The 14,460-nt window shown below is 38.0% G+C and carries 13 protein-coding genes; 7 read left to right on the forward strand and 6 right to left on the reverse strand.

Going from position 1 to position 14,460, the window contains the following annotated elements; translation table 11 throughout:
- Positions 1-118: 118 nt before the first annotated feature.
- Positions 119-1,633, reverse strand: coding sequence for a DUF3612 domain-containing protein (locus tag BTO11_RS06840; RefSeq protein ID WP_105051905.1), 1,515 nt, complete (start codon positions 1,631-1,633; stop codon positions 119-121).
- A 119-nt stretch (positions 1,634-1,752) separates the two neighbouring features.
- On the opposite strand from BTO11_RS06840, the gene BTO11_RS06845 reads away from it, so the two are divergent.
- From BTO11_RS06845 to BTO11_RS06855, 3 genes are all read left to right on the forward strand, one after another.
- A complete protein-coding gene (locus tag BTO11_RS06845) occupies positions 1,753-2,370 on the forward strand; it encodes an aldolase/citrate lyase/malate synthase family protein (RefSeq protein ID WP_229793337.1) in 618 nt (205 codons plus the stop codon).
- A gap of 224 nt (positions 2,371-2,594) precedes the next feature.
- Entirely contained in the window at positions 2,595-3,365 is a 771-nt protein-coding gene (locus BTO11_RS06850) for a class II aldolase/adducin family protein (RefSeq protein WP_105051906.1), read from the forward strand.
- Between the two features lie 75 nt (positions 3,366-3,440).
- Positions 3,441-4,616: a mandelate racemase/muconate lactonizing enzyme family protein gene (locus BTO11_RS06855; protein WP_105051907.1), complete on the forward strand. Its 1,176-nt coding sequence runs from the start codon at positions 3,441-3,443 to the stop codon at positions 4,614-4,616.
- A gap of 44 nt (positions 4,617-4,660) precedes the next feature.
- Here BTO11_RS06855 and BTO11_RS06860 read toward each other — a convergent pair whose 3' ends face one another.
- Positions 4,661-5,566 carry an amidohydrolase family protein gene (locus BTO11_RS06860; protein WP_105051908.1) on the reverse strand — a complete coding sequence of 302 codons (906 nt, stop codon included), beginning with the start codon at positions 5,564-5,566 and terminating at the stop codon, positions 4,661-4,663.
- Positions 5,567-5,742: 176 nt separating this feature from the next.
- On the opposite strand from BTO11_RS06860, the gene BTO11_RS16670 reads away from it, so the two are divergent.
- Entirely contained in the window at positions 5,743-5,865 is a 123-nt protein-coding gene (locus tag BTO11_RS16670) for a S46 family peptidase (protein WP_268245080.1), read from the forward strand.
- 210 nt (positions 5,866-6,075) lie between these two features.
- Here the strand turns inward: BTO11_RS16670 and BTO11_RS06865 are convergent, their stop codons facing one another.
- The 4 genes from BTO11_RS06865 to BTO11_RS06880 all read right to left on the reverse strand — a co-directional run bounded on the left by BTO11_RS06865 (position 6,076) and on the right by BTO11_RS06880 (position 10,996).
- Positions 6,076-8,445, reverse strand: a complete 2,370-nt coding sequence (locus BTO11_RS06865) for a TonB-dependent receptor (RefSeq protein WP_181135862.1) — start codon at positions 8,443-8,445, stop codon at positions 6,076-6,078.
- Between the two features lie 242 nt (positions 8,446-8,687).
- Entirely contained in the window at positions 8,688-9,413 is a 726-nt protein-coding gene (locus BTO11_RS06870) for an SDR family NAD(P)-dependent oxidoreductase (protein WP_105051910.1), read from the reverse strand.
- A 70-nt stretch (positions 9,414-9,483) separates the two neighbouring features.
- Positions 9,484-9,867: a YkgJ family cysteine cluster protein gene (locus BTO11_RS06875; protein WP_105051911.1), complete on the reverse strand. Its 384-nt coding sequence runs from the start codon at positions 9,865-9,867 to the stop codon at positions 9,484-9,486.
- 79 nt (positions 9,868-9,946) lie between these two features.
- Complete coding sequence (locus BTO11_RS06880) at positions 9,947-10,996, reverse strand: hypothetical protein (RefSeq protein WP_105051912.1); 1,050 nt, start codon at positions 10,994-10,996, stop codon at positions 9,947-9,949.
- Between the two features lie 158 nt (positions 10,997-11,154).
- Here BTO11_RS06880 and BTO11_RS06885 point away from each other — a divergent pair, with 158 nt between their 5' ends.
- From BTO11_RS06885 to BTO11_RS06895, 3 genes are read left to right on the forward strand one after another with little or no spacing between them, the layout of a single operon-like run.
- The gene (locus BTO11_RS06885) at positions 11,155-11,922 is read left to right on the forward strand and encodes an ABC transporter ATP-binding protein (protein WP_105051913.1); all 768 of its coding nucleotides are present in this window, start codon (positions 11,155-11,157) and stop codon (positions 11,920-11,922) included.
- Complete coding sequence (locus tag BTO11_RS06890; RefSeq protein WP_105051914.1) at positions 11,912-13,171, forward strand: ABC transporter permease; 1,260 nt, start codon at positions 11,912-11,914, stop codon at positions 13,169-13,171. The genes BTO11_RS06885 and BTO11_RS06890 overlap by 11 nt, the downstream gene beginning before the upstream one ends.
- 60 nt (positions 13,172-13,231) lie before the next feature.
- The gene (locus BTO11_RS06895; protein ID WP_105051915.1) at positions 13,232-14,317 is read left to right on the forward strand and encodes a site-2 protease family protein; all 1,086 of its coding nucleotides are present in this window, start codon (positions 13,232-13,234) and stop codon (positions 14,315-14,317) included.
- Positions 14,318-14,460 lie beyond the last annotated feature (143 nt).

Here is a 14,460-nt window from a genome sequence, read left to right on the forward strand (position 1 = left end):
ATAAATACTCATAAAATAATGCCTAGTTAAAGGTATAGCAATAAAGTGTAATTAATTCCATTACTTAACTGTAACATTTATTTACATAGTGAAATAACTAGAGATATATTGGGAATCGTTATTTATCGTAACAGCTTGGATCTCGTGGACAAATGTTTCCTCGTGAGCAAATTAGTTTAGCATCGCTTTCTATCCCACGTTCTACCCAATTAATATTGAGTATTTTGGCAACACTCATTAAATCACTCTTAATTGCTTTAGATGGTGTAGCAGAGCCACCTTTAGATGCGCAAAGCTGTTTTAGATCATAAGCAATAGATAAAGCATCTTTACCTTGCGCTTCAATGGCTGGATTTAAATCTATGCCTGCGCATAAAACGTGATTATTGCCTGCTAAGTCTTTTACATTGATGGACTCACAGCAATAGATTCGTTGTTCATTGCCTACATTCATAATAGAAAGTTGTGCATCAGATTTACCATTAGCAGGGGCGTTGATCATTCTAAATACCGCCCAATGTTGGCAAGGATCGACAACGGATCGCATATTGCCCCAAGGCAGTGGAATGCCATTACCTCGATACACAGCTTTTAATTTCCCAGGAGAGTAAGCATCAAAATAATGCCAATGGGAATAAGGCGATACCGCCGTCATGCGGCGCATAGCAACCGAAGCGGACACTTCTGCAACTTTGTGGCTAGATATTTCATAACCATGACGGTCTAATAATTGTCTAAACGGCACTTTAGGGCACAGCAAAGCGCCAGCAAAAAAGCTTGATTCAAAGTCTCGCCAAGCGTGCAACATATCTTGCGGGTCAACGGTAGATGATGAAACATGATTAATTTGTTCTTGGGTATTTAATTGGTGTCCACCAACCGACATAACACTTTTTACACCGTCGGTATTGTGTAATACCGCATGACCTATATGTACGGCTAATTCGTATTTAAGTCGTAGTGGAAACTTTTTTAACAGTCGGTTTAACAGCAGTTTATTTGGCGCTTCAAAATAAGAGGTGATCACATTTTTTGAGTGAATACCTAATTCATCTACCGCTTCTGCTGCGGGTTTATCAAACCACTTAATCACTAAACCAAGTTGTTTTGTGATAGCAACTAACTCATCTATGCTCAAAGGCATACGTTTTAAGCCGACTTCTTCTGCAGCGCGTTCTAAGTCTGGGAAGTGATTTTGATTGTTTTCTTGATGGGCTCTAATTAATAGCTGTGCAAATTGACGTCCAGAAATACCGGTTTGCGATAACATTTCTGGTATCGCAATTTGCAGTATGTCATTAGAAAATAAAAAGCTAGGTTCCAAAGGCATGCCTTTAATACCGCCACGACTGCCTTTATCTGGGATAATATCTTGATGATCGGCTTCATCATCTAGAAACCATTCAACATTTTTTTGGAATACACCAGCGACCACTTCAAGCATATCGATACTAGGCACACGTTTACCACGCTCAATCATAGACAGGTACGACACTGATGGTGCGTACTCAGGATCTATTCTGACACAACGGGCTGACAAGTCTTCTATGGTTAGTTTATTACGTTTTCGTAAATTTCTAATCTTAGTGCCAAGGAAATGTGATTTTCTTAATAAGCTTTTATTTGGTCTCATTTTGTAAAATTTACACTGTAAAATTTTTATTGTGAAATTTTAGTTTAGGTTGGATTAGACTAACAATCAAGCAATAGGGTAAACCAAAATAATAAATAACAGAGATTGAGGAATTAAACATGAATATGGCAACTAATGAGATAACTACAAAAATGACAACAAACAAGAGTCAGTTGGAGAGTTTAGGTTTTGATAGCTTTATCAATGAAGAAGTATCAATCTTAAATACCTTAAATGAAAAACGCATGACGGAGCTAATGAGCTACTCAAAAAGCTTTTTAGACAAAGTGTTTCCATTAGAGCAAGGTTCACATCAAGACGTGAGCAGCTACGTTATTTATTACAAACACTTGTTGGCTTTTTTTCCAGACGGAAGAAAAAGTGGTTTAGCTTCACCAAACCAATTTGTTGCATTAAGTGGCCATAAAAATGAACCAACTTCTATCGTTTTAAAAAATGATGGTTTTCATGTTGAATTAGTTTTTAACAAAAATGGCTCTCGTGGCATTAAAGACATCGCGGGAATTGACGACATTCAACTTGAAACCACAAAAGCCATATTTGGAACTGCAGCGGCAGCGAACGATGACAATCTGAATAACAGTAAACGCTGGTTTAGTATGATCCGTAGCGATGATGAATTAGTAATGGACTCTGCTGGTAATCAATTGTGCCGCTGTGTGGATGTTGAAAAAGCATTTACCGGTAAAGACGGTGGTGACTACAAAATAGCTTAATTTGTGTTAGTTGTATTAGCTCCATAAGGCTAACCGCATCATTAATCCCTCTGTTTTTCCGGTCAAATAGTTAATTGTTTGGCCGGAACTCTACTTGTTAATTAAATTGTTTTTATATTTCAGCTCAAACCTTCACTTTATCCATAACATAGTGAAAATCTTTCTTTATAGAATCTTATCTGTCAGTTAAAGTTCTCACATTATTAACTTGTTTAAGGTTTGTTATGTTTGATCTGCCCTTGGTTAATGTAAAAAACAAAGTTTCAGCACAAGAATGGCAAACTCGAATTGAGTTAGCGGCTTGTTATCGACTGTTTGTTATTCATGGTTGGGATGACTTAATTCATACTCATGTTTCTGCTCGTATTCCCGGTACCGATCATTTATTAATTAATGCATTTGGTTTGTCGTTTGATGAAATAACCGCATCCAACTTAGTCAAAATAGATATCGACGGAAATATTGTAGACCCAGATACACCGTTTAAAATTAATCCCGCTGGATTTACTATTCACAGTGCTGTGCATATAGCGCGTCATGAAGACCAATGTGCTTTGCATGTTCACACAAATGAAACTATTGCTGTTGCTAGTGTTAAAGAAGGGCTGTTACCACTTAGTCAGTATTCAATGTTTGCTTTGGCTTCAATGAGTTACCACGACTACGAAGGTTTAGCGGTAAACGACGCAGAAATAAAACGTTTACAAGATGACCTAGGCACTAGTAACTTCATGTTATTACGTAATCATGGGGCACTAACCATGGGCGCGACTATTGGTGATGCATTTATGCATATGTATGACTTAATTCGCGCTTGTCAGGTGCAAATCCAAGTAATGTCTACAGGCATGACTCCTTTGTTAGTTGATCAATCTATCGTTGACGGCATTAAAGCCCAAGCTAATATTGTTCATTCGGGCTTAACTGGCGGACAAAAAGCATGGCCTGCCATGATGCGCAAAGTAAAACGTACGTATCCAGATTTTGATCAGTGAGCCATTATAGACAACACGCATTAGCAATAACGCTCACTGACTAAATATAAAATAAATTATAAATAAGAGTACCCAATGAAAATTACTCACGTAGAAATATTCGACATACATTGCCCAGACCGTCCAGCTTGGACACCTATATTTATCCGTATTCATACCGACGAAGGTATCTCAGGAGTTGGTGAAGCTGGATTAGCTTATGACTGGGGACACAGTGCAGCAGCGGCTATGATCAAAGAAATCGCCGAGGCAGTATTAATTGGTTTTAATCCATTTAATACCGAGCTGTTATGGTCGCGTATGTTACGTGAAAGCTTTTGGGGACTTGGCGGTGGGCCCGTATTGTACTCAGCAATGAGCGCAATCGACACTGCATTGTGGGACATAAAAGGCAAAGCCTTTGGCGTTCCTGTCTATCAGTTGTTAGGTGGTAAAACTAACGACAAGTTACGCACTTATGCCAGCCAATTACAGTTTGATTGGGATACAGAGATTAAGAAACTAATTGAACCAGCAGAATACGCAGAAGCCGCATTAAAAGCCGTAGCAGAAGGTTACGACGCGGTTAAAGTTGATCCAATTGTTTATGATCAAAATGGTGCTTCATCTTTTGACCGAACTAAGTTATTTACTAAACCGCAAATGCGTTTATTTGGTGACAGATTACGAGCCATCAGAGACGCGGTTGGTGAAGATGTGGATATCATCTTTGAATCGCATTCATTAATGGGCGCAGCATCGGCTATTCAAATGGGCGCAATTGTCGAAGAAGTTGGCTGTATGATGTACGAAGAACCCGTTAATTACTTAAATGCAGCAGTACATAAAAAAGTATCAGACCGAGTCAATGTTCCTATTGCCGGTGGCGAGCGTTTATACCATCGCTGGGATGTACGTCCATATTTTGAAGACCAAAGCATTGACGTATTACAACCTGATGTCGGCTTATGTGGTGGTTTTACTGAAGCTAAGAAAGTATGTGATTACGCAGACGTTTATGACATCCGCATTCAAGCACACGTTTGTGGTGGGCCAGTTGCAACAGCCGCATCGTTACATTTGGAAACGGCAATACCAAACTTCTTAATTCATGAGCATCATACTTATGCCACTAAGTCTTGGAACCGTGAGCTGTGTATTCAAGATCCGCAACCAGTAGACGGCTTTTTCCAAGCACCAGATACGCCGGGAATTGGCATAGAGTTAAACGACGATTTAGTGAAACGTTCACCGCACGTCACTGTAAAGTAAAAGCAGTAAAGTAAGAGCAGTAAAATAAGAGCAGTTAAATAGCATTAAACAGCTAAGTTATACCAAGAGCAGGCATTGTTAAAAACAAGCGCCTGCTTTTTTTGTGCTGACAAATCCATTTTATCTAATGTATTTATTACATTGTCCCAATAACTTTGATAACTAGAATGGAATAAACATAAAGGGAAATTACTGGCTAGCATAACGCGCTCTTGTCCAAAAGCTTCTAGGCAAAGGCTTAATACCTGTGATTGCCAAGTAGCTTTTCCGGCTGTTTCGGTAGGTAAAGCATCATATTGTCTATCCATCATTTCCCAACCTGAACATTTAACCGCACATTGCGGCAAAGCAGCTAACTGCTTTAATGCGCCGTACCAATCACTTTTTGCTAATGACTCCGCTGAGTCAGCCATTGGTGGCCAACCTGCGTGGTTTAAAATGACTTTTAATGTTGGGCAAGCATTTAAAATGGAGATAAGTTGGTTTAATGCCAAAACGTCGGTTATTGACATCTGCAGATCAAAACTTAAGTGATGTTTTGCTAAATAAATAAAGTTAGATTTAACTTGTGGTAAAGACAATATCTCAAAGGCACCATCCAAGATATGACGAATACCAGCTACCGACTGACATTGCATTAACTCATCTACAGCTCGCTCAAATTCAATAACAGGCAAAGTTACATCAATAAAGGCAACGGTTTTAAATGGTTTTGTCACTACCGACTCTAACCAGATAACTTCTTCTTTTGCCGTGTCGTTATTAAAACCCGCTTCAATATGCACAAAACCTGCAATCTCATGTTCACCAGAAACAACTAAATCTTGCTGTGAAAAGCTTTTGTTTATTATCGCCTTATCCGGCCAAAATGGCGCGTTTTCAGGCTTTAGCCAGGAATACTGGCCAAGTTGTAAATCAAATAAATGCAAATGAGGATCAATGATTTTCATAGTTATTGAATCAGTTATGTAAAAGCTATTTAACAGCTTGGTTAATATATTTTCATCTTATTGCAAAGTTCAGAAGCTGTCTGCCATTAGTTTACTCTAGATTAGTAAACGACTAGGCACAATGTGTCTACATTTAGTGACAAATCTCTCATCTTGAACAATCTGTAATTTATCCCATTAGCCATTATGATCCAACGTATAACCGCTCAATCCACGTAAGCGTGCCTTACATGTTATGGGTAATGGAATATATTGATAGCGCGAATAACATCATTGATGAAATGACAATTGTTAGATAGTTTTATTTAATACAAGTCAGTAAAACGAAAAAAGCAGTGTTTATACACTGCTTTTTGTTTTTATTGAGTGGTGTAACCACCATCGAACGTTTGCAAACCAGAGTTATGGATTACTTTTTTGACATAAACAGCAAATTAAACCTAAAAGGTACCCAGTGTACTTCTACTGCCAGGTACCTTTTGTTAGTTACTATCTAAATCTCAATATTGCTAGAATGCAGCTTGAACACTTAGACTAACTTGTCTTGAACGTCCGATAATATGTTGTCCATTTTGCCCATTTTCAATTGCAGCATCGGAATAGACAGAAATGTATTCTTCATCAAGTAAGTTTCTAATATCAAAACGCACCTGATAATTACCAAAGTCATAACCCACTTGAGCGTTTACTAACATACGAGCATCATTTTCAGGATCTCCACCGTCTTCACCTACAATGCTTACAGGATCGAAGTAGGCTTTTGAGCTATCTTGATAATTAGCATTAACATTGGCGTATACACCAGAATCAAAATCATAATCAACTGAAATATTTGCGGTTATCGTAGGTGCATCTGCAAATGAACGGCCAGATAAATCTACGTCTTCACCCGTTGTTGCTAGCACATAAGTGTAATCAATAAACTCTGATTTTGAATAACCTAGGCCTGCTGTAACACGTAGCTGCTGATTCGGATAATAAACTATTTCTGTATCAACACCTTTAACTTCTGACTCTCCTGCATTCTGTGTTTCCACATCAAATTGTCTTGTCGACAATTGATTTAGTACTTGTTGGTCTTTCCATTGAATTACAAAAGCATTGGCGTTAAATACGAATTGGCCTGCCATCCACACTGAACGGTATGATAATTCATAATTATCTGTGTATTCCGCATCGTAAGTATATAAATAATTCTGCGCCGTGTTGGTTCCTACACCACCAGAACGATAACCTTTCTGGTAAGTAAAGCTAGTCGTTATATCTTGATTAATATGGTAGCTAACACCTAATTTAGGCAAGAACGCATCAAAGTCTGTCGATGATAAAGGCTCTGTTCCAGAAGAACTGTCGGCCAGTCCATTTAAATATCCATTTATCCCAGTTAATATCGCCCCTGTCTGTGCATCAAATGAGCTAGGGTCTGGCATTGTATTCAATATTGAATAGATTGACTCTTTATCATTGGCTTGCTCTTCATTTTCAAATCGTAAACCTGCTAATAAATCAAACGAATCATTAATAGAATAGGTAACATCTGTAAACAAAGCCTTAGTTGACACCGATTGCGTAAAATCAGACGTAAAATCAAGTAGGATAGGATCAATATCTGGGTACAGCGGAGTAACTTGTCCAGCCAGATAACTTGCGGTTGCAGCATCAAGTCCATTTGTCATTAACAGACCAGTCACTGCGGTTTGGAAGTCATAACCGAGAGCATTTTCTACATCAATGTATGTGCCACCTAAAGAGTTATCCACAACATCTAAGTCGGATGCGTAAAAACCAACAACAGCTTGTAGATTGTCACCATCATAGGCAAGTCTTAACTCTTGGCTATTGGTTTTGTCTGTTCGAGTATTCTGTGTATCTGGTGATAATTGTTCAGATGTTGAATCACCGTCCCAGTTATATCCTGATTCCGACTTATTCGTCGTGATCACAGACACCAAAGAAAGCTGGTCTGTAATATCCCAAGACACTTCTAATGTGGCTATATCTGTATCTGAGTCTCTGAAAGTTGGAGAGTTAAAGTAGTTTTTTCTATCGAAGATATCCGACCCATACTCGTAGGCTGCCCATTGTACGCCTATGGTACTGGTTGTATTTGATAAACTAAGTAGTGCCGTTACATTATCTGTTGGTTGATATAATAATTTACCTCTAACGGTATTTGACTCTTCGTAGTTAGACATTTCATTTCTGGTCACATTATCAATATCACCTTCTAGTTCTTTATCTTCAACACTGACTCTAAAGGCAAGCATGTCATCAATAATACTGCCGCCTCCAGCAAATGCGTATTCTTTTTGTCCTAAATTACCAATGGTGACTTTACCTTTACCACTCCATTCATAGGTTGGGTCTTGACTTCTGATGTGTACAGCGCCAGCTAACGCATTACGACCTTGTAATGTAGATTGTGGTCCACGGAAAACTTCCACCTGAGAAAGATCCCAAACAGGCACGGCTCCATTGTTAACAACACGCCAAGGTAACGGGGCTCCATCAAAGTACATAGTAGCTAAATAACTACCACCACCACCAGAAACATTAAATGCATCTATACCTCGAATAGTAAAACCGTCACTTAATGTGCCAGTTACATTGGCCATACCAGAAAATACATCACTGACATTTTGAATATTCTGTTTTTCTATATCTTTAGCGGTAATAACTGCAACACTGGTAGGTGTTTCTTGAATACTACGGTCTATTTTTTGACCTCTGACTACAATAGCTTCTATTTTTTGAGGGGCACTATTTTCATTTTTACTTTCTTGGGCAATATCTTCAATAGCAGAAACAGCTGCCATCGCATTTAAAGAAATAGTATTTAGTCCAAAACCTACAGCGAGGGCTAGTTTAGTTAGCTTCATTTTTTCCACTTTTAGATGAGTTATTAATTTGTTCATACGTTACGAATGATAATAATTCTCATTTAGTAAGTCAATCTGTTTCACACACATGATGTTATTGTTTTTATGTGATCAGTTACTTCGAGGGAAAAATAACAGTTTGCTCCTGTATAGCTATTTCATCAGATTGTACGAGGGTAATTGTTAATTATTTCATCAAGTTAGTGGCGTTTTTATAGTGCTAAAAAGTATATAGATAAAAATTATTGAGTCGTATAACCACCGTCAATCACTTGCAAGCTGCCGGTTATAAACTTGGCTTTGTCACTGGCTAAGAACAAGACTAACTCAGCCACTTCTTCTGGTTGCCCCAATCTACCTAGTGGCTGTAATGCCGCTTCTTCTGCATGAACCTTTTGTTTATCAGCACCAGAACGCTCACAGTAACTGTCGATAGCTTTGTGGTACAAAGGCGTTTCAATTGTGCCAGGGCAAACTGCATTAGCTCTAATATTAAACTGGGCATAATCCAATGCGGTGGTTTTAGCTATGGATGCTATGCCAGCTTTACTTAAGTTGTAAGCAAATGAATTGGTTTTGGCTATTAACGCTTGGTCGGAAGAGATAACAATAATAGAGCCCGCTTGGTGCTGTTTCATATTTGGCAATACAGCTTTTATTGCCGAGTAAACACCTTTGACATTAATCGCTAATACGTTATCGAGTTCTTGCTCAGAAGTATTCTCTATGTTGCCAGAAAAATGAATGCCGGCACTGGTAACTAACACATCAATTTTATGTTGTTTACCAATGGTATTGATAACATCAGTAACGGCTTGATGATCGCGGATATCACACTTGCAAAACTCGCCATCACTTGACGGACTTAGGTCTAAGTTAAATACCTGGTAATCATTGGCTAAAAAGGTTTGAACTATGCTCTGTCCAATGCCTGAACTGCCTCCGGTGACGATACAAACGGGTTTCATTGTTATTCCACTCTAGGTTAATGTTGTTGATGCTAGAGCTTTATTTTAGCTGCTAGTTTTAATGCTTAGTTTATTGCAAAGCTGGACGGCTGTCTGCCATTAGTTGGTCTAGTTTTTTTTGTGCTTTTTTCATATCTGTGATGTCTTGCGCTTCAATCATTTCGCATCCATCTCTGATCATTTCGGGAATAGAGGTTGGGTAGTATTTGCAATCGTTGGGACGGTCAAAGTAAATATCGCAAATGTACTTTTCTTCGCCTTTTAATTTAGTTAGCCAAGGGCAGATATCAAAAGGTTTACCAGTTTTAGGGTGAAACCAAGTTTTACCATTTACTATATATTCACTGATTTCAGGGGTAAAAAATTCCCACATTTCAATTTCATCATCGGTAACCGACAAACCATCGTGACCATATTTAACACAGCATTTACCACATTGATTACATTCTTTCATCTTGCGTAACTCCAAATTCTGCTGCGGTAAATATAACGCTGCGTTTTAGAATGAAAAACAGGCAGCGAACGGCAAAAAATTAAAATGGCAGAGGTTTCAATACCGACAAATCTTGTTGCTCTACTACTCGTTTAAATTCATCGACCAATTTTTCTGTTTCTTCAAATACTTTATGCCAATATTTAACACGGGTTTTTAAATCCATAGTTTCAAAATCGGTTCTATCTGGAATTTTGCCAAAAGGTAATTGGGCAATAAACTCATCAGATGGCACTAACATTACCGTACGATCGTAACTATCGGCACTCGGAGAACGTGATAATTTTTTATCAAACCAGCCCGCTTTGGGTGCTTTATTAAAGTGCGGATATAAAATCAGCCCACCTTTGTTAAAGCTAATATCAAAATGATAATCAATGACACCGCCATCACGGTACATGCCTTTAGGCGCACCTGCGATATCTTTTATGCCTGCCATGACCAAAGGTATAGAGCCAGATGCTAATAAAGAGTCTTTCACATTCTCTGGTGACAAATTGATATATTGAGTGTCTATGTTGTAAGGGTCTTTTATTTCTAATATTGAGTCTTGGTGACGAAATATAAAACGTTCATATTGCAGGTTTAAATAACCTCGGTTCAGTCTATTTAAAACATAAGACTCTAATAAACCAAAACCTTGCACTAATTTATTCTCAAATGACACTAAACCATTAGCTTTACTGACAATAAAATTAGCCTTAAAAATAGGATTGTTGACTACATTCTCAATACCACCGTCGGTGAAAACATGCTCCAGCATATCCTCAGCCATATTGGTTAAGTCGGTAGCTGTCATCTTAGTGTGAACATCAGTTTGAGAATATTGATAAGCTAGTTTGGTGATCGCTTCTACCGGATCGTCTTGGGTAAAACAGGCTATTCTAAATGCCCCAGCTGAAGAGCCAAGCATTTCTAACGGTTGATTTCTGCCTTTAAAAAACTCACCAAAAAGATATTTATCTAAACCAAATAACGCAAACCATTTAGGGCCACCACTTGCGCCTAAAAACATAGAAAAGGCTTGTTGATTTAAGCCTTGTTGCTCAATAATAGCTTTGGCTTTTTTGCCGACATAAATATCTAACACGGACAATTCCTTTTGTGAAAGCAGTTGATTTAGATGATTGGTTATTTAACCATAAGCGAATGCCTTTTGCTCTAAAACATTGTAAATTAGGCATTAGTTTTTTTAATCTTGTTTTTATTTAATATATGAATGCAATATTGTAATTTTCAGAGGTCACTTTGCCAGAAAAAAACGTATCAGATCTTATTGTGTCAAACTCAGCTAAGTTAGAAGAGATCATACAATTTTCTAATGTTCGCTTTAGTTATGACAGAGGTCAAACTTTAGTATTAGACATACCTAAGTGGCAAGTTCACCGTGGTCAGCACACCTTTATCTCTGGAGTGTCAGGCTCTGGTAAATCAACCTTGTTAAACTTGTTGTCAGGTATTACTGCTCCAGACTCGGGGGAATTATTAGTGTTAGGCCAAAGGTTAAATGATTTATCTGCGAGGGCATTAGATAGATTTCGTGCTCAAAAAGTGGGGGTGATTTTTCAGCAGTTAAATCTAATTCCTTATTTATCTGTGTTGGATAATATTTTGTTAGCGGCGTACTTTGCCAATAAAACACAAAAATCTAAATTGAAAACCGACCTACAACATAAAATCCAACAATTAATTGAAAAGCTAAATCTACCTATTTCTATTTTATCTAGGCAGGCAAGCGAACTTAGTGTTGGCCAACAACAAAGAGTGGCGATTGTCAGAGCTATGATCAATGAGCCTGAAATCCTTATTGCTGACGAGCCAACTTCTGCATTGGATCAACAAAGTAAATCAGCCTTTTTAAAGCTGCTATTTGAATTAGTAAAAACAACTAACTGCACCTTATTGTTTGTTAGTCACGACCAATCATTAGTCGAGCAGTTTGATTCTGTAGTGGAAATGTCTACGTTAAATCAAATTGCAGAACAGGCAGAGAATGGGGCATTAAATGTTTATTAAAATAGCCATTAAAAGTCTAATAAATAGAAAAACCACCGCTTGGTTAACTATCTTATCCGTTGCAACCAGCTTGTTTGTTTTATTGGCCGTTAAACAAATATCAAGCCAAGCAAAAACCAGTTTTGGCCGTACGGTTTCAGGCGTTGATTTAATTGTAGGTGCCAGAACAGGGCAGTTGAATCTGTTATTAGCCTCAGTGTTTAGAATTGGTTACGTGAGTAACTCAGTCAGCTGGGACTCGTATCAAACGATTAAAAATCAAAAGTATGTCAAATGGGCGGTGCCAATATCATTAGGGGATTCTCATAAAGGCTATCCGGTTTTGGGCACCACAGTTCAGTATTTTGACGTGTTTAAATACGGTAATAAACAGTCGTTAGAAATAGCACAAGGCAAAGCTTTTACTCCCGATGCGTTTCAATCCGCGCAAGTGGTGTTAGGTGCTGCCGTGGCAGAAAAACTAGGCTATCAATTAGACCAAAAGCTCGTATTGTCTCATGGAGTTGGTGTCACCAGTTTTACTCATCACGACCATGTAAAATTTACCGTAGTTGGAATATTAGCGGCTACAGGTACACCGATTGATCAAACCCTACATATTAGTTTGTCAGGCATTGAAGCTATGCACTCAGACGTTGTTCCTCATCATGAAGAGCATGAAGAGCATGAAGAACATGAACACAGTGCGCATGAAAACGTGGATAAAGTCAGTGCTGTATTAGTGGGCGTAAAAGCTAAATTTGCTACTTTGTATGTGCAAAAAGCCGTTAACGATTTTAAAAATGAACCATTAATGGCAATTATTCCAGGTGTTGCTTTAACTGAGTTATGGCAAATGATGGCAAGTATGGAAAAAGTATTATTGCTCATTTCTATCTTAGTGTTATTCGCTACCTTATTGGGTATGAGCACTATGTTATTAGCGTCAATGCGTGAACGCAGTAGAGAAATTTCAATATTAAGAGCCTTAGGCGCCAGCCCGTTATTTATATTTTGTTTAATTGAATTGGAAGTATTGGTATTAACACTAATCAGCTTATTTGTGGCAATGGTTATGGTGTGGGGAATTGGATTAATTGCTGCGCCAGTATTATCTTCTTATTACGGCATATTTATAGAAGTGAGCTTCCTAAACCAAGACACATTATATATAGGGCTTGGAGTATTATTGATGAGTTTGCTAATGGGCTTATTACCTGCAATAAATGCGTATAAAAATGCGCTACAAACTGGATTGTTAATTAAATGATAATGAAGTTTCATACAGCGATACTTAAAGTACTCGAAGTAAATGGTAAAAGGAAGTTACATGGTTTTATTTGAATTCAATTATTTAGAACATAATTTTAAGCTAACAGGCTCATCGGTTTCCGGTAAAGAGCAGTTGTTGATAGATGACAAAGTAGTAGCTGAAAAATATAATTTTAAGACAGGCTGCGTTCACGATGTTGAACATGAGTCTTTAGGACTTTTATCCTTAAGTTACAAAACACAATTGTTAGATGGCAAAATTATTTATCAGCTAAGCCAGAATTCAGACATGGTTTACACAGGTGAAGCTGACATGTTGCCTTTTGGCAAAAATAAATCAGATGTCGAAAAAGCCGATGAAGACAAATCAGAAGAAGAAAAGAAACCATCACATCTTGTTGGTTTCTTTGGTATTGGTTTAAAACTATTTAAAAGTGCTAAAGCAATTAAAGTGTTGTTAGCCGGCTCTGCATTGGCAGGTTGGAGTATCATCTTTAGCTGGCAGTTTGCCTTGGTATTAATTGCTGTGATCATGTTCCATGAATACGGTCATGTTTGGGCAATGAAAAAAATGGGGATGAAAACCAAAGGGTTTTACCTTATTCCTTTTGTTGGCGGTGTGGCTGTGGGTGACAAAGCAAAAACTCATTGGCAGCAAGTGTTCGTAGCTATGATGGGGCCGAGTTTTGGTCTTGTAATGAGCATCGTCTTTTATCTTATCTATTTAGCCACTGAGTCTCACTGGATAGGTTTATTAGCATCTGTCAGCGCCTTGGTTAATATATTCAATTTACTGCCTGTAATGCCGTTAGACGGTGGCCAAGTTGTAAAATCTATCGTGTTTTCTGGCCGTTCAAAATGGCAGTTTATAAGTTTGCTCGTTATCTCTGCTGCCGCTTTTGCGTTGTCGATAAATTTGGGTTTAAGCCTGCTAAGCTTTTTTATTGTGTTAGGCGTAATTGATTTAATATTTAGTTATGGCGAATTTAAAAATCAGACCGTAGAAGGTATGGATAAATACAGTTCAGTCTTTTCTTTAGTCTGGTATTTATTAACGGTCGTGGTGTTTGTTGGGATTATTTTTGCAATTGCCAGTTCGGGTTTACCAGGCTCAGAACTAGCGACAACGGTATTAAAATCTTAACGCGTATTCATGTTTGTTAATGAATGCTTATTAATAGATGCCAATTTAGAACCGTAACTCGATTTAAGTTTCGGTTCTAAATTGCCTGTTTTTTTGGGTTGTCTGTTTCTCTAGGTCGCCAGCTTATTTAAATAGACGTTTGT

Source organism: Psychrosphaera saromensis (assembly GCF_002954545.1).
GTDB classification, from domain to species: domain Bacteria; phylum Pseudomonadota; class Gammaproteobacteria; order Enterobacterales; family Alteromonadaceae; genus Psychrosphaera; species Psychrosphaera saromensis.